Here is a 21608-nt window from a genome sequence, read left to right as displayed (position 1 = left end):
TCCGATCGCCAGAAAGAAGATGATCACAGTGACCGAAGCGACCGCGACCGCGGGAGCACTCAAGCGCCTCTCCGACGAGGGCGTCTCCATCTGGCTGGACGACCTGTCACGCAGCCGGATCGAGTCGGGCAACCTCGCCGAACTCGTCGAGACGAAGCACGTGGTGGGCGTCACCACCAACCCGTCCATCTTCCAGGCCGCCATCGGCTCCGGTGAGGGCTACGAGGAGCAGCTCACCGACCTGGCCGTGCGGGGCGTGACGGTGGATGAGGCCGTCCGTATGTTGACGACCGCCGACCTGCGTGCAGCCGCCGACATCCTGCATCCCGTATACAAGGCGACCGGCGGTCGGGACGGCCGGGTCTCCATCGAGGTCGACCCGCGCCTCGCCCACGACACCGCGGCGACGATCGCCGAGGCCAAGCAGCTGGCCTGGCTGGTCGACCGCCCGAACGTGATGATCAAGATCCCGGCGACGAAGGCCGGCCTCCCGGCGATCACCGAAGTCGTCGGTCTCGGCATCAGCGTCAACGTCACGCTGATCTTCTCCCTGGAGCGCTACCGAGAGGTCATGGACGCCTACCTCGCGGGCCTGGAGAAGGCGAACGCGAAGGGCCTGGACCTGGCCGAGATCCACTCGGTGGCCTCCTTCTTCGTCTCCCGCGTGGACTCCGAGATCGACAAGCGGCTGACGGTCACAGGGACGGCGGAAGCGCTTTCCCTCAAGGGCCGCGCCGCTCTCGCCAACGCGCGGCTCGCCTACGAGGCGTACGAGGAGGTCTTCGCCGGTGAGCGGTGGACCGCCCTCGCCGGCGCCAGGGCCAACAAGCAGCGTCCGCTGTGGGCGTCGACCGGTGTGAAGGATCCCGCATACAAGGACACGCTGTATGTAGACGATCTGGTCGCGCCCGGCACGGTCAACACGATGCCGGAGGCCACGCTGAACGCCACCGCCGACCACGGCGAGATCACCGGGAACACCGTCACCGGCGGCTACGCGCAGGCCCGCGCGGACCTGGCCGCCCTGGAGCGGCTCGGCATCTCCTACGACGAGGTCGTGCGGCAACTGGAGGACGAGGGTGTCGCCAAGTTCGCGGTGGCCTGGCAGGACCTGCTGGACGCGGTGACGAAGTCCCTGAACAGCAAGGGGGTTGACGCGGAATGAGCAAGAAACTTCCCGACACGGCAGTCGAGGACACCACGACGCCGCCGGCCGAGCAGGAGGTGACCGTCCCGGTCCTCCCGGCCGCCGACTGGTCCAACCCCCTGCGCGACGCCCGCGACCGCCGTCTCCCCCGGATCGCCGGCCCGTCCGGTCTCGTCATCTTCGGCGTCACCGGCGACCTGTCCCGCAAGAAGCTGATGCCGGCGCTCTACGACCTCGCCAACCGCGGTCTGCTGCCGCCGGGCTTCTCGCTCGTCGGGTTCGCCCGCCGGGACTGGGAGGACCAGGACTTCGCGCAGGTCGTGCACGACGCGGTGCGCGAGCACGCGCGCACGCCGTTCCGCGAGGAGGTCTGGCAGCAGCTCGCCGAGGGCATGCGGTTCATCCCCGGCGACTTCGACGACGACACGGCGTTCAAGCAACTGCGCTCCGCCGTCGATGAGTTGGACGCCTCCCGCGGTACCAGCGGCAACTACGCCTTCTACCTCTCCGTACCGCCGAAGTTCTTCCCGAAGGTGGTCCGGCAGCTGAAGAAGCACGGGCTGGCCAAGGCGCCCGAGGGGTCCTGGCGGCGCGCTGTCATCGAGAAGCCGTTCGGGCGCGACCTGACGAGCGCGCGAGAGCTGAACGCGCTCGTGCACGACGTGTTCGAGCCGGACCAGGTCTTCCGCATCGACCACTACCTCGGCAAGGAGACCGTCCAGAACATCCTGGCGCTGCGCTTCGCCAACCAGATGTACGAGCCGATCTGGAACCGGTCGTTCGTCGACCACGTACAGATCACCATGGCCGAGGACATCGGCATCGGCGGCCGCGCCGGCTACTACGACGGCATCGGCGCCGCCCGCGACGTCATCCAGAACCACCTCCTGCAGCTGATGGCGCTGACCGCCATGGAGGAGCCGGCCGCCTTCGACGCCGAGTCGCTGCTCATGGAGAAGCTGAAGGTGCTCAAGGCCGTGAAGCTGCCGGAGGACATCGGCGCCCACACGGTGCGCGGGCAGTACGCGCCGGCCTGGCAGGGCGGCGAGCAGGTGCGCGGCTACCTCGAGGAGGACGGCATCGACCCGGCCTCCACCACCGACACGTACGCCGCCATCAAGCTGAACGTCGACAACCGCCGCTGGGCCGGGGTCCCCTTCTACCTGCGGACGGGCAAGCGCCTGGGCCGCCGCGTCACCGAGATCGCGGTCGTCTTCCAGCGCGCGCCGCACTCCCCCTTCGACTCCACGGCCACCGAGGAGCTGGGCCAGAACGCGATCGTCATCCGCGTCCAGCCCGACGAGGGCATGACGGTCCGGTTCGGCTCCAAGGTTCCGGGCACCTCGATGGAGATCCGGGACGTGACGATGGACTTCGCGTACGGCGAGTCCTTCACGGAGTCCAGCCCGGAGGCGTACGAGCGCCTCATCCTGGACGTCCTCCTCGGGGACGCCAACCTGTTCCCCCGTCACCAGGAAGTGGAAGAGTCCTGGAAGATCCTCGACCCGATCGAGGAGCACTGGGCGACGCACGGCCGGCCGGCGCAGTACGCGTCGGGCAGCTGGGGACCCGAGGAAGCCGACGAGATGCTCGCACGAGACGGACGGAGCTGGCGCAGGCCATGAAGATCGACCTGAGCGACACCACGGCAAGCAAGATCAACAAGGCGTTGGTGCAGGGTCGCCGCGCCATCGGCACGCCCGCCGTGGGCATGGTCCTGACGATGGTGATCGTCACGGACGAGGAGAACGCGTACGACGCGATCAAGGCGGCCGAGGAGGCCTCGCACGAGCACCCCTCGCGCACCCTGGTCGTCATCAAGCGGCACGCCCGCACCCCGCGCGACCGCACCAACTCACACCTCGACGCCGAGGTACGGGTGGGCGCGGACGCGGGCACCGGAGAGACGGTCGTCCTCAGGACGTACGGCGAGGTGTCCGACCACGCCGACTCCGTCGTGCTGCCGCTGCTGCTGCCGGACGCCCCGGTCGTGGTGTGGTGGCCGGTGGAAGCGCCGGAGAACCCGGCGAAGGACCCGCTGGGCGCGCTGGCCCAGCGCCGGATCACCGACCTGTACGCCGTGGAGAACCCCCTCGCGGTGCTGGAGACCCGGGTCCGCTCCTACGCGCCCGGCGACACCGACCTCGCCTGGACCCGGCTCACGCCGTGGCGTTCGATGCTGGCCGCGGCCCTGGACCAGGCCCGGGTGCGGATCATCTCGGCGGCGGTGGAGGCCGAGGAGGAGAACCCGGCCGCCGAGCTGCTGGCCCGCTGGCTGGAGGCCCGCCTCGGCGTCACCGTCGACCGGGTCGTCACCGCAGGGCCGGTCGTCACGGCCGTACGGCTGGGCACCGAGAACGGCGAGATCCTCATCGACCGCCCCGAGGGCCCGCTGGCCACGCTGTCCCTGCCGGGCCAGCCCTCGCGCACCCTCGCGCTGAAGGTCCGTTCCACCTCCGAACTCATCGCCGAGGAGCTCAGGCGCCTCGACGCGGACGAGATGTACGCCGTCGCCCTGCGCGGCGAGGCCACCAAGGAGATCCCCTCTCATGTCTGACTCGGTTTCCGGCTCCCCCAAGCTCACCCGGCGGCCCGAGTGGGTCGCCCTGGAGGATCACCGCGCTCAGTGGCACGCGCATCTGCGGGAGCTGTTCGCGGCGGACCCCGGGCGCGCGGAGCGGTACGTGGTGCGCGTCGGCGACCTGCGCATCGACTACTCCAAGAACCTCATCACCGACGAGACTCTCGCCCTGCTCCAGGAACTGGCCACCGCCACCGACGTGTTCGGGCTGCGCGACGCCATGTTCGGCGGCGAGAAGATCAACACTACCGAGGGCCGCGCCGTCCTGCACACCGCGCTGCGCGCCCCCGCGAACGCGGTGATCGAGGTCGACGGCGAGAACGTCGTCCCCAAGGTGCACGCGGTCCTCGACAAGATGGCCGGCTTCGCGAACCGGGTCCGCTCCGGCGAGTGGACCGGCCACACCGGCAAGCGGATCAGGAACGTCGTCAACATCGGCATCGGCGGCTCCGACTTGGGCCCGGCGATGGCGTACGAGGCGCTGCGGGCGTACACGGCACGGGATTTGACGTTCCGGTTCGTGTCCAACGTCGACGGCGCCGATCTGCACGAGGCCATCCGCGACCTGGACCCGGCGGAGACCCTGTTCATCGTCGCCTCCAAGACCTTCACCACCATCGAGACGATCACCAACGCGACCTCGGCCCGCTCCTGGCTGCTGAACGGTCCGGGCGGCCTCGGCGAGGACAAGGCCGTCGCGCGGCACTTCGTCGCCCTGTCGACGAACGAGCGGAAGGTCACCGAGTTCGGCATCGACCCGGACAACATGTTCGAGTTCTGGGACTGGGTCGGCGGCCGTTACTCCTTCGACTCGGCGATCGGCCTGTCCCTGATGATCGCCATCGGCCCGGACCGCTTCCTGGAGATGCTCGACGGGTTCCGCATCGTCGACGAGCACTTCCAGAACGCGTCCGCCGAGGACAACGCCCCGCTGCTCCTGGGCCTGTTGGGCATCTGGTACGGCAACTTCTTCGACGCCCAGTCGCACGCGGTCCTGCCGTACAGCCACTACCTGTCGAAGTTCACGGCCTACCTCCAGCAGCTGGACATGGAGTCCAACGGCAAGTCCGTGGACCGCGACGGACGCCCCGTTCAGTGGCAGACCGGGCCGGTGGTGTGGGGCACGCCGGGCACCAACGGGCAGCACGCCTATTACCAGTTGATCCACCAGGGCACCAAGCTCATCCCGGCCGACCTGATCGGCTTCGCCCGCCCCGTCGACGAGCTGGGCGACGAACTCAAGGCACAGCACGACCTGTTGATGGCCAATCTGTTCGCACAGGGGCAGGCGCTCGCCTTCGGCAAGACCGCCGACGAGGTGCGCGCGGAGGGGGTGTCCGAGGAGCAGGTGCCGCACCGCACGTTCAAGGGCAACCACCCGACGACCACGATCCTGGCGAAGGAACTCACCCCGTCGGTCCTCGGCCAGCTCATCGCGCTCTACGAGCACAAGGTGTTCGTCCAGGGCGCCGTCTGGAACATCGACTCCTTCGACCAGTGGGGCGTGGAGCTCGGCAAGGTCCTCGCCAAGCGGGTCGAGCCCGCGCTCACCGAAGGTGCCGAGGTGCCCGGCCTCGACCCCTCGACCGCCGCCCTCGTGGCCACATACCGCGCTCTCAGGAAGTGAATTGACATGCAGTTGGGACTCATCGGCCTCGGCAAGATGGGCGGCAACATGCGCGAGCGGATCCGCCGCGCCGGCCACACCGTCATCGGCTACGACCGCAACCCCGAGCTCTCCGACGTCGCCAGCCTGGCCGAACTGGTCGACAAGCTCGAAGCCCCGCGCACGGTCTGGGTGATGGTCCCGGCCGGCGCCCCGACCCAGTCCGTCGTCGACGAACTCGGCGGCCTGCTGTCGCCCGGCGACACGGTCGTCGACGGCGGCAACTCCCGCTGGACCGACGACGAGAAGCACGCCGAGGAACTCGGCACCAAGGGCATCGGCTTCGTCGACGCGGGCGTCTCCGGCGGCGTGTGGGGCCTGCAGAACGGCTACGCCCTGATGGTCGGCGGCGACAAGGAACACGTCGACCGGCTCCAGCCGATCTTCGAGGCGCTCAAGCCGGACGGGCCGTACGGCTATGTCCACGCCGGCAAGGTCGGCGCGGGACACTTCTCCAAGATGGTCCACAACGGCATCGAGTACGCGATGATGCAGGCCTACGCCGAGGGCTGGGAGCTCCTGGAGAAGGTCGACTCCGTGACGGACGTCCGGGAGGTGTTCCGCTCCTGGCAGGAGGGCACGGTCATCCGCTCCTGGCTGCTCGACCTCGCCGTGAACGCCCTCGACGAGGACGAGCACCTTCAGAAGCTGCGCGGGTACGCGGAGGACTCCGGCGAGGGCCGCTGGACCGTCGAGGCCGCCATCGACAACGCGGTGCCGCTGCCGGCCATCACCGCCTCGCTCTTCGCGCGGTTCGCGTCCCGCCAGGACGACTCCCCGCAGATGAAGATGGTCGCGGCCTTGCGCAACCAGTTCGGCGGGCACGCCGTCGAGTCGGCGAAGGAGTAGGCGCGCCGTGGGGGATCTGCTGCTGGTCCGCCACGGCGAGACGGAGTGGAGCGCGTCGGGACAGCACACCAGCTGGACCGACCTGCCCCTCACCCAGCGCGGTGAGGAACAGGCCAAGTTCCTCGCTCCGCTCCTGGCCGGCCGGACCTTCGCGCTCGCGCTGACCAGCCCGCTGGTCCGCGCCAGACGGACCGCCGAACTGGCGGGCCTGACCGGGGTCGTGACGGACCCCGACCTGCACGAGTGGGACTACGGCGCCTACGAGGGCGTCACCACCGTCGACATCCACCGCACCCGCCCCGACTGGTACCTGTGGACCGATGGCGTTCCGCCCGGCCCGGAGGGACACCCCGGCGAATCGCCCGAGCAGGTGGGGCGTCGTGCCGACCGGGTGCTGTCCCGGGTGGAGGCGGCGCTGCTCGACGGGGACGTGATCCTCGTGGCCCACGGCCACTTCCTGCGGGTGCTCACGGCCCGTCGGCTGGGGCTGGCGCCGGCCGACGGTCGACTGTTCCAGCTCGCGACGGGAACAGTCAGTCGACTGTCTACAGAACACGGTCGACCGGCGATCGTGGAATGGAACAGCCGGACGTAACGCATCACGGCCGGGGGCGAGTTGACAGCCTCCGGCCACCGCGTCAGAGTCCCCGCTGATGGAGATCAACGAGCTGACGCCGGCCGAGGCGCAGGTGTGGCGCGCCTTTCCCTGCGGGCAGGCGGTGGACTTCCGTACCACCGCGGACGAGGACTGCGCGGCGGGGGCGGACTGGGGACCGGAACGGACACTGCGCGCCTCGGTGCTGAGGGCGCTGCTGGTCAGCGCGCCCCAGGAGGACGGGGAGATCGCCGCCCTGAGGGTCATAGGCGCACGGATCACCGGCGCGCTCGACCTCACCCACGCCGTCGTCGACCACCCGGTCCGCCTGACCCACTGCCATTTCACCGACCCGCCCGACCTGTACGGCATCCAGCTGCGCAGACTCAGCCTGCGCGGCTCCGTGCTCCCGGCCCTGGACCTCGGCAGCGCGCGGGTCGACGGCGTGGTGCAGCTGTCGGACTGCCGGGTGCGCGGGCGGATCCAGCTGAGCGGCGCGCAGATATCCGGTGCCCTGTTCCTGGACCGCACGGAACTGACCGCGCAGGACGACTCGCACCCCGTACTCAAGCTCAACCAGGCGTTGATCGAGGACGACTTGCGGGCGACGGAGCTGCGCGCACACGGCGAGATACGGCTCAACGGGGCGACCGTGAACGGATCGGTCGATCTCAGAGGCGCGCACCTCACCCACCCGGGCCAGATCGCCCTCGACGCACAGACCCTCACCGTGAACGGCGACCTCTCGCTGCGGAACACCCACGTACGCGGCTGGATCGGCCTGCGCGGCGCCCGCGTCACCGGCCGCCTCGACCTGTCGTACGCGCGCCTGTCGAACCCCGAGGGCGCCACCTTGCGCGCCACCAGCTGCACCATCGGTGAACTCTGGCTGCGCAAGGGACCGCCTCCGGACGGCTTCCTCAATCTGCGCCGCGCCCAGATCGACGTGCTGTTCCTGGAACCGGACATGGTGCCGGACCGGATGCTGCTCAACAGCCTCGTCTACACCTCCCTCACCCCGCACGAACCCGCCGAGCGCCGCCTGCCCATGCTGGAGCGCGACGGCGACGGCTATGTCCCGCACGCCTACGAGCAGTTGACCGCCGCATACCGGCGCATCGGCGACGACGACGCGGCCCGGCTCGTCCAGCTCGCCAAGCAGCGCCGCCACCGAGGCACGCTGCCCTGGTACGGCCGTCTGTGGGGCCACGTCCAGGACGCCACCGTCGGCTACGGCTTCCGCCCGCTTCGGGCGTGCGGCTGGCTGCTGTCCCTGCTCGCCGTCGGCTCGGTCGCGTACGCGCTGCACCACCCCCGCCCGCTCAAGCCTTCCGAGGCCCCGGACTTCAACCCGGTGTTCTTCACGCTCGACCTGCTGCTGCCGGTGATCTCCTTCGGTCAGGAGGGGGCGTTCGCCCCGGAGGGCTGGTACCAGACGCTGTCGTACGCCCTCGTCATCGCCGGCTGGATCCTGGCCACGACGGTCTTCGCCGGCGTGACCCGGACCGTCAGCCGCCAGTGAGCCGCTTGACGGCGTGCTGGGCCGCGAGGCGTACGGGGGCGTTCCGGGCGCCGTAGCCGCGGTAGTCGCCGTCGCGCTGGAGGAGTTCGAAGAAGACGCGGCCGACGGTGCGGGTGTAGCAGTGGCGGAACTCGCCGTGGGCGTCCCGGTCGTAGAGGATGCCGAGTTCGCGGTACGTCTCCAGCTCGCCGTCGGCGAACTCGTACCGGGCCGCGAGGTCGTCGTAGTAGTTCGCGGGGATCGGCAGCAGGCGGCCGCCGGCCGCGACGAAGCGGCGGGCCGCGGCGACCACGTCGTCGGTGGCCAGCGCGATGTGCTGAGCGTGGACGGTGTCGTCGGTCGGCGCCGCGCCGACGGTGAGGGCGATGCGGACGCTGCCGTCGGCGTTCGTGACGGCGCGGCTGCGCAGCAGGCCGTAGGGGTCGGCGACGTCCACGCTCTCCTGGGCGTCGAGGCCGAGCACACTGCGGTGGAAGAGGGTCGCCTCGTCGAAGTGGTGCCAGGGCTGGGTGAGGGCGAGGTGGTCGATGCGGGCCGTCTCCGCCGCGGCGGGCGGGTGCTCCGCATCCTCGACGGCCTCATCTTTGACGACGTCATCCTTTACGGCCTCATCCTTTACGGCCCCTTTCTTCACGTCCTCGAAGTCCGCCCGCCAGTTGGGGAGTTCGGGGCGGTCTGTGGCGCAGAAGAACAGTTCCGTGCCGTCGGGCGCCGCCACGGCGTCCAGCGGGGCGTCCTCCGGGGCACGGCGGCGCGGCAGCACGGGGGCCAGCAGGGCCTCGGCGAGGCGGGCGGCGGCCGTCGGGTCCGGTGACTCGAGCCCGATCGCGGCGAGTTGGGTGCCGTCACGGCGTACGGCCGCCCCGGTGTTGACCAGGACGCGGGCCTCGCCCCACTGCCACAGGTCGACGGGTTTGCTGCGGTGCCGGGCCGTGCGGGCGAAGCCCAGCGCGCCGAGGACCGCCGAGACGGGGTCCGCGTCCGGCGTGACAAGTTCCGCGAAGGCGACGCCCGTGGGGACGACCGGCGCGGGTGGCGCGGCCACGCCCACCGTCTCCTGGAGGACGAGGAGGGAGCGCCGGGCGTCGACGGCCGTGGGGCCGGCCTCCGCCTGGCGGAAGACGTCGTTGAAGATCTCCAAGGAAAGCGGACCACCATATCCGGTATGCAATACACGGCGTACGAGATCCGCTATATCGAATCCGCCCTGGCCCGGGAAGCAACGGTAGTGGCGGCTCCACTGCAGGACGTCCATCGCGAGCAGTGGGGCGTCTGCCAGTTGGAGGAAGAAGATCTTCTCGCCGGGGATGTCTTCGATGCCCTTGACGTCGGAGCCCCGCGAGAGGATGTGGAAACTGTCCAGACAGGTGCCGAGCGCCGGATGGCCGGCCGTCTCGACGATGTGCCAGGCGTGGTCGTACGTACTGACGTGCCGGCCCCAGGCGAGCGCCTCGTAGGCGACACGGATACCGAAGTCCTGTGCCAGGTCGGCGAGTCGGCTCAGCTGCTCGGCCGCCAGCGCGTCGTCGTCCACGGCATGCGGGGAGACGCTGGAGCAGACCAGGACGGTGTCGGCGCCGAGCCTGCCCATCAGCTCGAACTTGTGCCGGGCGCGCCGCAGGTTGCGGGCGAACTCCTCCTCCCCCACTGCCTCGATGTCCCGCATCGGCTGGTAGAGGTCGACGGTGAGGCCGAGGTCGGCGCAGCGGGCGCGGATCTCCTCGGGGCCGAGGGGGCTGGCGAGCAGGTCGTTCTCGAAGATCTCGACGCCGTCGAAGCCGGCCCGGGAGGCGGCCGTGAGCTTCTCGGTGAGGGATCCGCTGAGGGAGACGGTGGCGATGGACGTACGCACGTCGGTACCTCTGTTTCTCTTCAGGCCCCTTGCTTGCGGTTCTCTTCAGGCGCCTTGCCAGCGGGCTGTTCGCGGACTGATCGCGGGCTACTGCTGGGCCCCTACGGCCCCGGTCCCGGTCAGCTCGGTGAAGTCCGCGAGCATCCGGGCGCTGTCGGGTTCCCGGCCGGTGAACAGGCGGAACGCGTCCAGGGCCTGGAAGACGGCCATGCCTCCGCCGTCGAGGGTGGCGCAGCCGAGCGCGCGGGCGGTGCGCAGCAGCTCGGTCTCCAGGGGGCGGTAGACCACCTCGGCGATCCACAGGCCGGGGTGGAGCAGTTCGGCTGGCAGGGGCAGGCCGGGGTGGGCGGCCATGCCGGTGGGAGTGGCGTGCACCAGGCCGCCGAGGCCGTCGGCGTGCGCGAGCAGGTCCGCCAGCCGGTCAGGGGTGGCGGAGAGCGCCCTGCCCTCCCCGAAGTGGCGGTTGAGGGAGTCTGCGAGGGCGACGGCCTGCTCGGGCAGCGCGTCGACGACGGTGACCCGTTCAGCGCCGAGGGTGAGCATGGCGTGCGCCACGGCCGCGCCCGCGCCTCCGGCGCCCAGCTGCACCACCCGCTCCAGCGGCACGTCGGGCAGGCCGCGCGCGAAGGAGGCGGCGAAGCCGGTGACGTCGGTGTTGTGGCCGACCGCGCGACCGTCCTCGAAGACGACGGTGTTGACCGCGCCCAGCGCTTCCGCCTGCGGGGCCAGGGCGTCCAAGTGCCGGATCACGTGCTGCTTGCACGGGTGCGTGATGTTGAGACCGTCGAAGCCCAGGTCGCGGGCGGCCCGCACCAGATCGCCCACCGCCTCGGCCGGGACGCCGAGGGTGTCGATGTCGATGATCCGGTACAGATAGCGCAGGCCCTGGCGGTCGGCCTCCCGCTCGTGCAGCGCCGGACTGAGCGACGGGCCGATGCCGGAACCGATCAGTCCGACGAGATACGAGTCCTTGGACAGCACTGAGGGGCCTCCTGATCGGCTCACTAATGTACGAACTGGTACGTTACCTATAGCAGCAAAGCAGCTGCAGGGGGAAGGCCTCTCCGGGAACGCGATGCGCGCCGGCTTCTACAATCTCGGCACTGGCCCCTCGCCCGAAGGAACCCGATGACCAGCGTCGAAGAACCGGCACGACCGAACGGGCGCATCCGTGACGCCGCCCGCACCCAGGCCGAGATTCTCGACATGGCGACCCAGGAGTTCGCCCGGGCCGGTTACGACGGGGCCCGGGTCGACGAGATCGCCGCCCGCACCCGTACCACGAAGCGGATGATCTACTACTACTTCGGTGGCAAGGAGCAGCTGTTCACGGCCGTGCTGGAGCGGGCCTACGCCGTGATCCGCGAGGCCGAGCAGCGGCTCGACGTCGACCACCTGGACCCGGTCGCGGCCATCCGGCGGCTGGCGGAGCTCACTTTCGACCACCACGAGCAGCACCCGGACTTCATCCGTCTGGTGAGCATCGAGAACATCCACGGGGCGGAGCACATCGCGGCCTCGGCGAAGCTCGGGAAGATCGGCTCGCCCGCCCTCGACGTGATCCGCCGGATCCTGGAGTCGGGGCGGAAGTCGGGGCTGTTCACGGCCGACGTCGATGCGGTCGACCTGCACGCGATGATCAGTTCGTTCTGCTTCTTCCGGGTCGCCAACCGGCACACCTTCGGCGCCCTGTTCGGCCGTGACCTGGTGGATCCCGCGCAGCGCGAGCACTACCGCGCGATGCTCGGCGACATGGTGATCGCCTACCTGACGGCGGACCGCGCGGCCTACTGAGACCCCGCCCCCGTACCGGAAGATCCCTCGGCGCGACCTCTTGACACCCGGGAAACGTCGGCGCAACATCCCACCCCACCGCTACTAACTACCCAGTGGGTTAATTAGCCGCGATCCGGCCCTCTCCCCTCCGCTCACTCCACCTAGGGTGGGGTTCCCCCGAAGGAGCACGCCGTGTCCGTCCCCGCCGCACCGCCCGGCCAGCCGAAAAAAGCCGCCACGGCGGCCTGGATCGGCAGCGCCCTGGAGTACTACGACTTCTTCATCTACGGCAGCGCCGCCGCGCTGATCTTTCCCGAGGTCTTCTTCGACGAGTCCGATCCGGCCACCGCGACCCTGCTGTCGCTGGCCACGTTCGGCGTCGCGTACACGGCCCGTCCCGTCGGTGCGCTCTTCCTCGGGCACTTCGGCGACAAGGTCGGCCGCAAGAAGATCATGGTCTTCACGCTGATCCTGATGGGCCTGTCGACGTTCCTCATCGGCTGTCTGCCCACCCGTGCCCAGGTCGGCACCCTCGCCCCGGTCCTGCTCGTCCTGTGCCGGGTGCTGCAGGGCATCTCGGCGGCCGGTGAGCAGGCCAGCGCCAACTCCATGACGCTGGAACACGCGCCGGCGCACCGGCGGGGCTTCTTCACCAGTTTCACGCTCAGCGGCACCCAGGGCGGCCAGCTGCTCGCCACGCTGGTCTTCATCCCCGTCGCCGCGCTGCCCGAGGACCAGTTGATGTCCTGGGGCTGGCGGGTGCCGTTCTGGCTGAGCGTCGCGGTCGCCGTCGTCGGCTACGTCATCCGCCGCACTCTCGACGAGACCCCGGCCTTCGCCCAGCAGGCCTCCGACGAGGGCGTCGCCAGGCTGCCGCTGGCGATCCTGATGCGCGAGCACTGGCGGGACGTACTGCGGGTGATCGCGGGCGCGCTCATCGCCTCGGTCAGCACGATCTTCACGGTCTGGGCGCTGGCGTACGCGACCAGCGACTCGGTCGGGGTGTCCCGCTCGTCCATGCTGTGGGTGGGCGCGCTCGCCAACCTCGTCGCACTCGTCGCGATCCCGCTGTGGGCCACGCTGTCGGACCGCATCGGCCGGCGCCCGGTGTATCTGATCGGCGCGGCGGGCAGCGCGGTGGCGATGTTCGTCTACCTGTGGGCGATCTCGACGGGCTCCTACCCGCTGACCCTGCTCCTGGGCATCGTCGCCTTCGGTGTCGTCTACAGCGCCGCGAACGGCGTGTGGCCGTCCTTCTACGGCGAGATGTTCGCCACCCGGGTCCGGCTGTCGGGCATGGCGATCGGCACCCAGATCGGCTTCGCCGTGGCGGGTTTCGCGGTCACCTTCGCCGCGCAGATCGCGGGTCCGGACGGCGACGCTGGATGGCGGTGGCCCTGTTCACCGCGGCCCTGTGCGTACCGCCGGTGATCGCGGTCCTCTCCGCCCGCGAGACCCACAGGGTCCCGACGGAGGAACTCGGCGAGCGCCCGCCCCACCCGGCGCGGCAGCCGGAGAGGGTGACGGCCTGACCCCGCCGCGCCTGCTCACCTCACGGTCCCTGGCAGCCGTCACGGTCCCTCGCAGCCGTCATGGACGCGAGGGCCGTGCCGTCTCGCCGTACCGCCTGAACCGCCGCCGCGCCGTCGCACCTGGACCGCCGTACCGTCCCGCTCCGGCCGCCGCCGTACCGTCACGCGTTGGACCACGCCCGCTCGCAGAGCACCAGCCGGTACCCGTCCGGGTCCTCGATCGTGACGCCCCACCGGTTCCAGTAGGGGTTGGGCGACGCCACCCGCTTGCCGCCGTGCGCCTCCAGCCGGGCGACCAGGTCGTCCGGCACCGGGCCGTCGACGTAGATCACCAGGAGGTCCTCCTCGGTGGGCCGGGGCTCGACGGGCTGCGCTGCCTCGTGGACCAGCTCCAGATGCCAGTCCGCGTCCGGCCAACCCAGCATCAGCAGATCGTGCTCGCCGGGTCCGGACCCGCCCTCGGCCCGCCATACGACGCTCAGCCCGAGCCCCTCGCCCCAGAAGCGCTCGGCCGCGGCCAGGTCGCTGGACGGGCGGGCGATACGGATGTGGCTGCGACCGTTGACGGGCATGGTGCCCCTCCTCATGGCGTCCTCGCCGGCGGTGATCTGCTCGGCAGCGTAGGCAGCCCACGAGCGCCGGGACCATCGGTCATCCGCCCTGCGTCCCGAGCCCTACGACCTGATGCCGCTCCCGGTGGAACGCGGCGATGGCGGGCGCGGAGTGGTCGGCGGCGTCACCAGAGCACCGTCGGCGCCAACAGGCAGGAGGACCTCATCCGCTATTGGCCCCCGCGGGGATCCCGTACGCCCGTTCCACCTTCAACCGCAGCACCAGCCGGCGGTCGCGGACCATCGCGGCCCGGTAGTCGTCCCAGTCCGGGTGCTCGCCCACGACGTCGCGGTAGAGACGGATGAGCTCCTCCACCGTCTCGTCATGCGGATCCCGCGCGACGGGCGAGAGGTCGGCTGTGCCCTCGACTACGGTGTAGGCCCGCCGGTCGGGGCTGGTCACGTGGTACGACGCGCGCGGATCCCGGCGCAGATTGCGGGTCTTGGCGCGGTCGTCGGTGAGGGAGACCCGGATGATCCGCTGGTCCGGGTCATAGCCGTGGCTCACGTTCGACAGTTGGGGCCGGCCGTCGCGCTTGAGGGTGACGAGCACCCCGCCGTGGCCTTCGGAGAGCAGTCGGAGCAGCGCGTCCTGAGTCATGCTCGATCAACTCGGGCGCCGAGCGGTGTATTCCACCATCGGCGGGTGGGCCATGGCCGTCCTCGGACTCGGCCTCGGGATCCTGGTGCTCGCCCGGGCATCGGGCACGCTGGCGTTCTGCGCCGGATTCGCGCTGGTGGGGGCCGGGGTGGGCACGGTGATGGCGGGAGTGCCCCCGTCGTCGTACCGCACAGGGTGTCGAGGCGGCCGGCCTGCCGGGCGGATGGCAGCAGACCACGACGGACGTCGGCCCGACGGTCGGCGTGCCCTCGGCGACCCGTGCTCATGGGGCCCGCCGGCGGCCGGGGGCTGCCGCAGGGCTGCCGCTCACGGTCCTCGCCGCGGTGGCCCCGGTCGATGCCATGGCCTGCGGGGCGCCGCCGGAGCGTGATGCCGGAGCGATCGACGATCAATTCGATACGGGGGACCGCTCATCTGTTCCTGCTGCCCTTGCGCGACGATGATGTCTGAGGCCGTTCCGGCGGGGTATGTCGGACCGCACCTCGACGAACGCGACGGAGGAGAACGATGGCACAACTGCGGCAAGAGGTGGACCCGGGTGCGGTCGGGCTGGATTCGAAGGCACTGGACCGCCTCGACCAGCACTTCGCCCACTACGTCGACGAAGGCCGCCTGCCCGGCTTCCTCGTGGCCGTCTCCCGCGGCGGACGCGTCGCCCACCTCACTACGCACGGCCGCCGTGACATCGCCGCCGGGCTCCCCGTCGAGACCGACACGCTGTGGCGGATCTACTCCATGACCAAGCCGGTCACCGCCGTCGCCGCGCTGATGCTGTTGGAGGAGGGCCGGCTGTCGCTGGACGACCCGGTCGACCGCCACCTCCCGGCCTTCGCCGAGCCGCGGGTGTACGTCAGCGGCTCCGGCGCCGACATCGTGACCCGCCCGGCCACCGGACCGATACTCGTACGGCACCTGATGACCCACACCGCGGGCCTGACCTTCGCCTTCTACCACACCCACCCCGTGGACGCCCTCTACCGCGAGGCGAACCTGGAGTCGTCGGTGGTGCCGGGATCGGACCTGGCGCACACGGTCGACGTGTACGCCAGCCTGCCGCTGCAGTTCGAGCCGGGCACACAGTGGAACTACTCGGTCGCCTCCAACGTGCTCGGCCGGGTGATCGAGGTGGTGTCCGGGCAGCCCCTCGACACCTTCTGCGCCGAGCGGATCTTCGGCCCTCTCGGGATGACCGACGCCGGGTTCCGCGTCACCGACGAACAGGCGGGCCGACTCGCCGAGTTGTACGGCGACGCCGACGGCGGCGGCATCGAGCCGATCCCCGGTCTCCCGCTGCGCGGCCGGCCCCGCTTCCTGTCGGGCAGCGGTGGGATGGTGGCCTCCGCCCACGACATCCACCGCTTCATGGAGCTGCTACGCCGCCGCGGCGAGCTCGACGGCACCCGGCTTCTCGCCCCGGAGACGGTGGACCTGATGACGTCCAACCACCTCCCCGGCGGCGCCGACCTGCGCGCTTTCGGCAGCAAGCCCGCGCACGACGAGCCGGGCAACGAGGGCGTCGGCTTCGGCCTCGGCGTCTCGGTGGTGATCGACCCGGCCCGCACCCAGGCGCCCTCGGGCCTGGGCACGTACGGCTGGAGCGGCGTGGCGACGACGACGTTCTGGGTCGACCCGAGCCGCGACCTGACCGTGCAGTTCATGACGCAGGTACGGCCCAAGAGTTCGCACACGATCTTCCCGGACCTCAAGCGGCTGGTGCACGAGGCGGTCGCCGGCTAGGCCGTCGACACTGTTCGTCGGCCAAGGGGTCGGCCAGGCCGTCTGTCAGGCCGTCTGTCAGGCCGTCTGTCAGGCCGTCTGTCAGGCCGTCGGCCATCTCTTGTCCGGACCTCCGGGATCGCTCGGGGACATCTCAGGGAAATCCCCGATCAGTCACGGGCCCCGGTCGTGCCAGCCTGGAAGGCGAGCGCGCGGACGGCTGCTCGGAGTGCGGCCGTCCGCCGGACGGGGGCACAGGGGGGACATGATGCTGAGCAGGGGACGACTCGTCAGGGCCACCGGGGCGGCCGCCCACCTCAGGCTGTTCGCGCTGTCCGGCATCGCCGCCGTCCTCGTCACCCGCGCCTTCCTGGCGCTGGCGGGGTACCCCAAGCTCGGCGGGGGCGACGGCAGTCAGCTGCACATCGCCCACATGCTGTGGGGAGGCCTGCTGATGATGGCCGCGACCCTGCTCGCGCTCGGCTTCCTCGGGCGCCCGGCACGCCTCGTCTGCGCGGGCGTGAGCGGGGTGGGTTTCGGGCTCTTCATCGACGAGGTCGGCAAGCAGGTCACCGACGAGCCGGGCTACTTCTACCGGCCGGCCGCGGGAATCATCTACGGAACCTTCGCCCTGCTCCTGCTGCTCACCCAGCTGCTGCGCCGCCGCACCGAGCTCACCGCGGAGCAGCGCACCGCCCACGCCGCCGACCTCGCGCTCACGGGCATCGCCTCGGGGCTCACCGCCGGACAGCGGCAGTCGGCGATGGACCTGGTGGAGGGCTCCCATCGCGAGGTGGACGCGGCGCTGGTACGGCTGCTGGCCACCGTGCCGGAGCGCCGCCCGGGCATCTCGGCGCGGTGGCGCCCCAAGGCGGCCCGGGCCAAAGAGGTGCTGCGGCGGGCGGCGGGCCACTGGCTGGTGCTCACGCTCACCGTGCTCTGCGTGCTGACCGAGGCGATGCTGTTCACCGGCTGGCTGACCGCCGGAGCCCTCGGCGGTGAACTGGCGGGCGAGCCGCAGCGGGGCGCCCTGATCGGCGTGCTGGTGAGCGCGATGGCCTCGACCGTCCTCGGGGTCGCCGGCTTGATGCGCCTGCGCGCCGACCGGACGGCGGCGTTCCGGCTGCTGCGGGCCGCGCTCCTCACGGACATCCTGTTCGGGCAGATATTCAAGTTCACGATCAACCAGTTCGCGTCGGTCACCGAGCTGGTCTTCGACCTGTGCCTGCTGTGGGTGATCTCGGCGCAACTGGACCGCCGCCCCGGAGTCCGGCCGGCCTACTGATCGACCCGGAGCGTGAAGTGGACTCTCTCGCGGGCGAGTTCGCCGAGCCACTCCTCGGACCGGGCCGCGGTCTCGGCGGCGCGGTTCAGGCCCGGCGGCAGCGAGCCCTCCAGGACGTGCCGGACGCCGAGTGCGAGCGTGCGGGAGACACAGCGGGCCATCGCGCTCTCCTCCTCGTCGCCCACCAGGTCCAGGAGGTAGCCGCCCGACCACTCCTTCCCCGCCCCGTCGCGCACGTCCAGCGACACGGCGAGGACGACCCGGTCGCGGTCGGCGTCCGTGGTGGGGTACTTCGCCGCCAGTTCCTCCGCCAGCGCGGCGATCCGGGCGTCGTCGCCGGTGCGCAGCTCCGCGAAGACGTCCTCCCAGGCCCGCAGCCAGCCCTCCAGACGCAGGGTGCCGCGCACGAAGGTCCGCGCCCCCCAGGCGGGCGGCAGGCCGTACTGCGCGACGAAGGGCACGCTGTCGCGGTTGGGGTAGACCTCGAAGACCTCGCCTTCGACGACGTGCCGCCGGGTCGCCTCCCAGGGCCGGTCGGCGGTGGTCTCGCGGCCGTCCTCGAGGTAACGGGCGGGCGAGCGCAGGGCGTTCAGGACTCCGGCGGGTGCCCAGCTGAAGCGGTACCTGAAGGCGTTGGGTACGGCGGGGACGCCGCCGCAGTAGGAGGTGAGGCCGTACGAGGCCGCCGTACCGTCGCCGATCGCCTCCCGGGCGCGGGCGACGAGGCTGTGGGCGAAGAGGTGGTCGATGCCCGGGTCGAGGCCGGCCTCGGTGAGGACGACGATGCCGGCCTTCACGGCCACGGGCACCTGCTCCAATACCGCGTCCGACACATAGCTGGAGCAGGCGAAGTGCGCCTTCTTCCGCAGGCAGGCGGCGAGGATCGCGGCGTGCTCCGGGGCGGGCAGCATCGACACGACCACGTCCCCGGGCGCCAGTTCGGCCGTCAGCGCGTCGAGCGTGTACGCGCGGGGCTCGGCGCGTCCGGCCAGGTCCAGCCGGTCGAGGGCCTCGGCGGCGCGTTCCTCGGTGCGGTGCCACAGCCGTACCCGCCCGGCCGTCTCGCACAGCCGGGCCAGACCGCTGCCGGTGGACAGTCCGGCGCCGATCCAGTGCACGGTGCCACTCGCGGGAACCAGGTCAGTCATGGCGGGACTCCCCTTCCACGATGCCGAGTTCACGGCAGGCCCGATGGAACCGGTCGAGACAGCGCCCCCACGGCCCGCCGACACCGAACTCCAGCAGCTGGGGCAGCAGCGATACCGAGAAACCGGTGCTGGACTCCAGGGGCAGCAGGGACGGCAGGTTGTCGATGGCGATGAGGTCCAGCGGGGGCTCCTTGCGCAGGCGCCTCGCCGGCTCGTCCCAGTCGGTGGTGCGGTCGTAGACGGGCAGCACGTTCAGGGGCGAGCCGACGTCGCAGGTGACGTCGCACAGGGTGCGCAGCCGGCCGGCCGGGTCGTCGAGGTCCTCCTCCCGGAGGAAGGGCGGGACCGGGGTGATGGCGAGCACCGCGTTCACCATCACGTCGTGGTCCAGCAGGGCCCGACGGTCCAGGTCGCGGGTCTCGGCGAGGTCCCAGCACGTCGGCTCGAGGCCGGCGGTGTGGAAGGCCAGGCGCGCACCCCGGCCGCTGCGGCCCAGGGCGCCGATCACCAGCGCCGTGAACTCCTCGTCCCCGGCGGCCGGTCGGAGAAGCTCGTCCAGCTCCTCCTGAACCGTGGGCGTCAGCGGCGCGACGAGCCTGCCCCGGTGCTGGAGCACGGCCAGAGCGGCGCCCAGATACCCCGCCCAGAAACCGAAAGCGGCGAGCCTGCGCCCGGAATCGTCCACGAGGTACTCGAGGTCGAACAGCGCCCCTCCCCCGGCGGCGAACCGCCCGAGCAGCTCGGCCGCTCCCGGCTGCCGCTTGAAGGCGTGCCCGAAGAAGATGTGCCGGTGTTGCAACTGGGCCGGCTCGTCGGGGAGTTCCTTCAGTCCGAGGACGACGGCGTCGGCCGGCGCCGACACCCAGGAGCCCGCCGGAGCTACCCGGCAGCCGGCCGCCTCGTACTCCTCGATCGGGAAGATCCGCTGCGGGGACTCCTCGACGGTGAGTGTCACTCCGCTGTCGACGAGCCGCCGGGCGTCGGACGGCACGATCGGGGTGCGCCGCTCGGTGGTACGGGCCTCATGGCGCAGCCACAAATGAAGCTCGGTCATACCAGGTTGGCCTCCGGGCGCGGGGCGTCGGCCGCGAACCGGCCGGCGCTCAAGGGGCTGACGTCCACGAAGGGTACGCGGCCCGGGCACAGGCCGCGGACGACCGCGCCGTCTCCTCGCAGCCCGGCCCGGCCACGAGGAGACCGATCCGCCCTCCGGGACGGCGACGACCGGCCATCAGGACAGGTGTGCCACCGCGTCCAGATGGGGCAGGTGGTGGTCCAACCGCTCCCGCTTCGTGCGCAGATAGGTGATGTTGCTCTCGCACGGCTGTATCAGCAGCGGCACCTGCTCGGCGACCTGGATGCCGTGCCGCAGCAACGCCTCGCGCTTGCGCGGGTTGTTGGACATCAGGCGTACGGAGTTCACGCCCAGGTCACGCAGGATCCCCGCGGCGACGCCGTAGTCGCGGGCGTCCACCGGCAGGCCGAGCGCCAGGTTCGCCTCGACCGTGTCCAGACCCTCCGCCTGCAGGGCCATCGCCCGCAGCTTGGCGAGCAGGCCGATGCCCCGCCCCTCGTGCCCTCTGAGGTAGACGACGACACCGCTGCCTTCGGCGACCACGGCGCGCAGTGCGGAGTCGAGCTGGTCGCCGCACTCGCAGTGCTGGGATCCGAAGGCGTCGCCGGTCAGGCACTCGGAATGCAGCCGGGTCAGGACGCCGTCCGTGGCGATGTCACCGTAGACCAGGGCGACTTGCTCGTCACCGCGATCGTGGTCGAGGTAGCCGACCGCCTGGAAATTCCCGTACACGGTGGGCAGCGGGGCATTCACCACGCGCTCCACGCCGGTGCGCTGTGGCGACTTCTTGCCGAGCACGCCAATTTTATCTGTCATGATCTGGTTCCTAAGCAGAGACGAAAGGCCGTGGAAAGATGAGTGGTTCGGGAATACGGTCGGCGGCATACGGTCTGGTGCCGGCGGACACTACGGAAGACGTACGGACGCGCGCGGCGGGCGTCTCAACGCAGGTGGCCGTTCTTCCGGTCGGCAGCTTCGAGCAGCACGGCCCGTACCTCCCGCTGGCGACCGACACGCTCGTCGCCTGCGCCGTCGCACGGGAGATCGCCGCCGCGTACCCCGTGCACCTCCTTCCTCCGGTGACCATCGCCTGCTCGCACGAGCACGCGGACTGGCCGGGAACCGTCAGCATCTCCTCCGTGACCCTTCACGCGGTGGTACGGGACATAGCGGCGTCGCTGCGCCGGTCGGGCGTCGAGGCCCTGGTCGTGGTCAACGGGCACGGCGGGAACTACGTCCTGGGCAATGTCGTCCAGGAGTCCTCCGCGCGTGGTGAGCGGATGGCGCTCTTCCCGGCCCCGGAGGACTGGGAGGCGGCGCGGGAGCGGGCCGGTGTCGCGACCTCGCTACTGACCGACATGCACGCGGGGGAAATCGAGACCTCCATCCTTCTGCACGCCCATCCCGAATTGGTCCGACCCGGTTATGAGTCCGCCGATTTCGTCGCGGACGACCGCCGTCATCTACTCACCGCCGGAATGTCCGCCTATACCGATTCGGGCGTCATTGGCCGTCCTTCCCTGGGATCCGCGGAAAAGGGGAAGGAACTGCTGGCGAGCCTCGCCGATTCCTTCGAGTCGTATTTCTCGCTGCTCACTTCGACGCCCGAGCAGTGACCGTCCGGTGCCAAG

General features: G+C 70.8%; 18 protein-coding genes and 2 pseudogenes. 12 read left to right on the top strand and 8 right to left on the bottom strand.

All coding sequences use genetic code 11. The features are described 5' to 3' along the window. Positions 1–19: 19 nt before the first annotated feature. The 7 genes from tal to Q4V64_RS46320 are packed head-to-tail and all read left to right on the top strand — an operon-like array spanning position 20 to position 8360. Positions 20–1165 carry a transaldolase gene (tal, locus tag Q4V64_RS46350; protein ID WP_124437702.1) on the top strand — a complete coding sequence of 382 codons (1146 nt, stop codon included), beginning with the start codon at positions 20–22 and terminating at the stop codon, positions 1163–1165. Beyond that, positions 1162–2772, top strand: a complete 1611-nt coding sequence (gene zwf, locus Q4V64_RS46345) for a glucose-6-phosphate dehydrogenase (protein WP_253266744.1) — start codon at positions 1162–1164, stop codon at positions 2770–2772. Before tal ends, zwf begins: the two co-directional genes overlap by 4 nt. Then, entirely contained in the window at positions 2769–3704 is a 936-nt protein-coding gene (gene opcA / locus Q4V64_RS46340; RefSeq protein WP_124437703.1) for a glucose-6-phosphate dehydrogenase assembly protein OpcA, read from the top strand. Before zwf ends, opcA begins: the two co-directional genes overlap by 4 nt. Further along, on the top strand, positions 3697–5355 hold the full coding sequence (gene pgi / locus Q4V64_RS46335) for a glucose-6-phosphate isomerase (RefSeq protein WP_124437704.1): 1659 nt from the start codon (positions 3697–3699) through the stop codon (positions 5353–5355). Before opcA ends, pgi begins: the two co-directional genes overlap by 8 nt. Before the next feature lie 6 nt (positions 5356–5361). Then, positions 5362–6243: a phosphogluconate dehydrogenase (NAD(+)-dependent, decarboxylating) gene (gene gnd, locus Q4V64_RS46330; RefSeq protein WP_124437705.1), complete on the top strand. Its 882-nt coding sequence runs from the start codon at positions 5362–5364 to the stop codon at positions 6241–6243. A 7-nt stretch (positions 6244–6250) separates the two neighbouring features. Then, positions 6251–6838 (top strand): histidine phosphatase family protein, encoded by a 588-nt coding sequence (locus Q4V64_RS46325; protein ID WP_124437706.1) that lies wholly within the window; start codon positions 6251–6253, stop codon positions 6836–6838. Positions 6839–6896: 58 nt separating this feature from the next. Beyond that, positions 6897–8360 carry a membrane-associated oxidoreductase gene (locus Q4V64_RS46320; protein WP_124437707.1) on the top strand — a complete coding sequence of 488 codons (1464 nt, stop codon included), beginning with the start codon at positions 6897–6899 and terminating at the stop codon, positions 8358–8360. On the opposite strand, the gene Q4V64_RS46315 is transcribed toward Q4V64_RS46320, so the two are convergent. Continuing rightward, a complete protein-coding gene (locus Q4V64_RS46315) occupies positions 8347–10212 on the bottom strand; it encodes a sugar phosphate isomerase/epimerase and 4-hydroxyphenylpyruvate domain-containing protein (RefSeq protein ID WP_124437708.1) in 1866 nt (621 codons plus the stop codon). The genes Q4V64_RS46320 and Q4V64_RS46315 overlap by 14 nt on opposite strands. Before the next feature lie 87 nt (positions 10213–10299). Further along, positions 10300–11190, bottom strand: coding sequence for a shikimate dehydrogenase (locus tag Q4V64_RS46310; RefSeq protein ID WP_124437735.1), 891 nt, complete (start codon positions 11188–11190; stop codon positions 10300–10302). A gap of 150 nt (positions 11191–11340) precedes the next feature. On the opposite strand from Q4V64_RS46310, the gene Q4V64_RS46305 reads away from it, so the two are divergent. Continuing rightward, complete coding sequence (locus Q4V64_RS46305) at positions 11341–12006, top strand: TetR/AcrR family transcriptional regulator (protein WP_124437709.1); 666 nt, start codon at positions 11341–11343, stop codon at positions 12004–12006. Positions 12007–12180: 174 nt separating this feature from the next. Then, positions 12181–13520 (top strand): annotated as a pseudogene (locus tag Q4V64_RS46300) (MFS transporter). A 161-nt stretch (positions 13521–13681) separates the two neighbouring features. Here the strand turns inward: Q4V64_RS46300 and Q4V64_RS46295 are convergent. Beyond that, positions 13682–14092, bottom strand: a complete 411-nt coding sequence (locus Q4V64_RS46295; protein ID WP_124437710.1) for a VOC family protein — start codon at positions 14090–14092, stop codon at positions 13682–13684. A 202-nt stretch (positions 14093–14294) separates the two neighbouring features. Next, on the bottom strand, positions 14295–14732 hold the full coding sequence (locus Q4V64_RS46290; protein WP_124437711.1) for a PPOX class F420-dependent oxidoreductase: 438 nt from the start codon (positions 14730–14732) through the stop codon (positions 14295–14297). Between the two features lie 528 nt (positions 14733–15260). On the opposite strand from Q4V64_RS46290, the gene Q4V64_RS46285 reads away from it, so the two are divergent. Together Q4V64_RS46285 and Q4V64_RS46280 are read left to right on the top strand one after the other, a co-directional pair. Then, entirely contained in the window at positions 15261–16490 is a 1230-nt protein-coding gene (locus Q4V64_RS46285) for a serine hydrolase domain-containing protein (RefSeq protein WP_124437712.1), read from the top strand. Between the two features lie 244 nt (positions 16491–16734). Beyond that, the gene (locus Q4V64_RS46280; RefSeq protein WP_124437713.1) at positions 16735–17754 is read left to right on the top strand and encodes a hypothetical protein; all 1020 of its coding nucleotides are present in this window, start codon (positions 16735–16737) and stop codon (positions 17752–17754) included. On the opposite strand, the gene Q4V64_RS46275 is transcribed toward Q4V64_RS46280, so the two are convergent. The 4 genes and pseudogenes from Q4V64_RS46275 to ribA form a co-directional block, all read right to left on the bottom strand. Then, a complete protein-coding gene (locus tag Q4V64_RS46275) occupies positions 17748–18902 on the bottom strand; it encodes a saccharopine dehydrogenase family protein (protein ID WP_124437714.1) in 1155 nt (384 codons plus the stop codon). The two genes, Q4V64_RS46280 and Q4V64_RS46275, sit on opposite strands and share 7 nt — an antisense overlap. Next, the gene (locus tag Q4V64_RS46270; protein ID WP_124437715.1) at positions 18895–19956 is read right to left on the bottom strand and encodes a saccharopine dehydrogenase; all 1062 of its coding nucleotides are present in this window, start codon (positions 19954–19956) and stop codon (positions 18895–18897) included. The genes Q4V64_RS46275 and Q4V64_RS46270 overlap by 8 nt, the downstream gene beginning before the upstream one ends. After that, positions 19953–20078: pseudogene (locus Q4V64_RS55760) on the bottom strand (FAD-binding oxidoreductase); the annotation flags it as partial. The pseudogene Q4V64_RS55760 and the gene Q4V64_RS46270, both read right to left, overlap by 4 nt. Positions 20079–20133: 55 nt before the next feature. Beyond that, a complete protein-coding gene (gene ribA / locus Q4V64_RS46265; protein ID WP_124437716.1) occupies positions 20134–20793 on the bottom strand; it encodes a GTP cyclohydrolase II in 660 nt (219 codons plus the stop codon). A gap of 38 nt (positions 20794–20831) precedes the next feature. On the opposite strand from ribA, the gene Q4V64_RS46260 reads away from it, so the two are divergent. Beyond that, positions 20832–21593 (top strand): creatininase family protein, encoded by a 762-nt coding sequence (locus tag Q4V64_RS46260; RefSeq protein ID WP_124437717.1) that lies wholly within the window; start codon positions 20832–20834, stop codon positions 21591–21593. Positions 21594–21608 lie beyond the last annotated feature (15 nt).

It is taken from the genome of Streptomyces sp. NL15-2K, assembly GCF_030551255.1.
In the GTDB taxonomy this organism is placed as follows: domain Bacteria; phylum Actinomycetota; class Actinomycetes; order Streptomycetales; family Streptomycetaceae; genus Streptomyces.
This window is presented reverse-complemented; position numbering and strand designations above follow the sequence as displayed.

Bases quoted from the DNA above. Each gene is read 5' to 3' on its own strand.
- Q4V64_RS46275 (WP_124437714.1), bottom strand. From the start codon at position 18,902: ATGACTGACCTGGTTCCCGCGAGTGGCACCGTGCACTGGATCGGCGCC.
- Q4V64_RS46320 (WP_124437707.1), top strand. From the start codon at position 6,897: ATGGAGATCAACGAGCTGACGCCGGCCGAGGCGCAGGTGTGGCGCGCC.
- pgi (WP_124437704.1), top strand. From the start codon at position 3,697: ATGTCTGACTCGGTTTCCGGCTCCCCCAAGCTCACCCGGCGGCCCGAG.
- Q4V64_RS46295 (WP_124437710.1), bottom strand. From the start codon at position 14,092: ATGCCCGTCAACGGTCGCAGCCACATCCGTATCGCCCGCCCGTCCAGC.
- gnd (WP_124437705.1), top strand. From the start codon at position 5,362: ATGCAGTTGGGACTCATCGGCCTCGGCAAGATGGGCGGCAACATGCGC.
- Q4V64_RS46285 (WP_124437712.1), top strand. From the start codon at position 15,261: ATGGCACAACTGCGGCAAGAGGTGGACCCGGGTGCGGTCGGGCTGGAT.
- zwf (WP_253266744.1), top strand. From the start codon at position 1,162: ATGAGCAAGAAACTTCCCGACACGGCAGTCGAGGACACCACGACGCCG.
- Q4V64_RS46280 (WP_124437713.1), top strand. From the start codon at position 16,735: ATGATGCTGAGCAGGGGACGACTCGTCAGGGCCACCGGGGCGGCCGCC.
- tal (WP_124437702.1), top strand. From the start codon at position 20: ATGATCACAGTGACCGAAGCGACCGCGACCGCGGGAGCACTCAAGCGC.
- Q4V64_RS46305 (WP_124437709.1), top strand. From the start codon at position 11,341: ATGACCAGCGTCGAAGAACCGGCACGACCGAACGGGCGCATCCGTGAC.
- ribA (WP_124437716.1), bottom strand. From the start codon at position 20,793: ATGACAGATAAAATTGGCGTGCTCGGCAAGAAGTCGCCACAGCGCACC.
- Q4V64_RS46270 (WP_124437715.1), bottom strand. From the start codon at position 19,956: ATGACCGAGCTTCATTTGTGGCTGCGCCATGAGGCCCGTACCACCGAG.
- Q4V64_RS46290 (WP_124437711.1), bottom strand. From the start codon at position 14,732: ATGACTCAGGACGCGCTGCTCCGACTGCTCTCCGAAGGCCACGGCGGG.
- Q4V64_RS46260 (WP_124437717.1), top strand. From the start codon at position 20,832: ATGAGTGGTTCGGGAATACGGTCGGCGGCATACGGTCTGGTGCCGGCG.
- opcA (WP_124437703.1), top strand. From the start codon at position 2,769: ATGAAGATCGACCTGAGCGACACCACGGCAAGCAAGATCAACAAGGCG.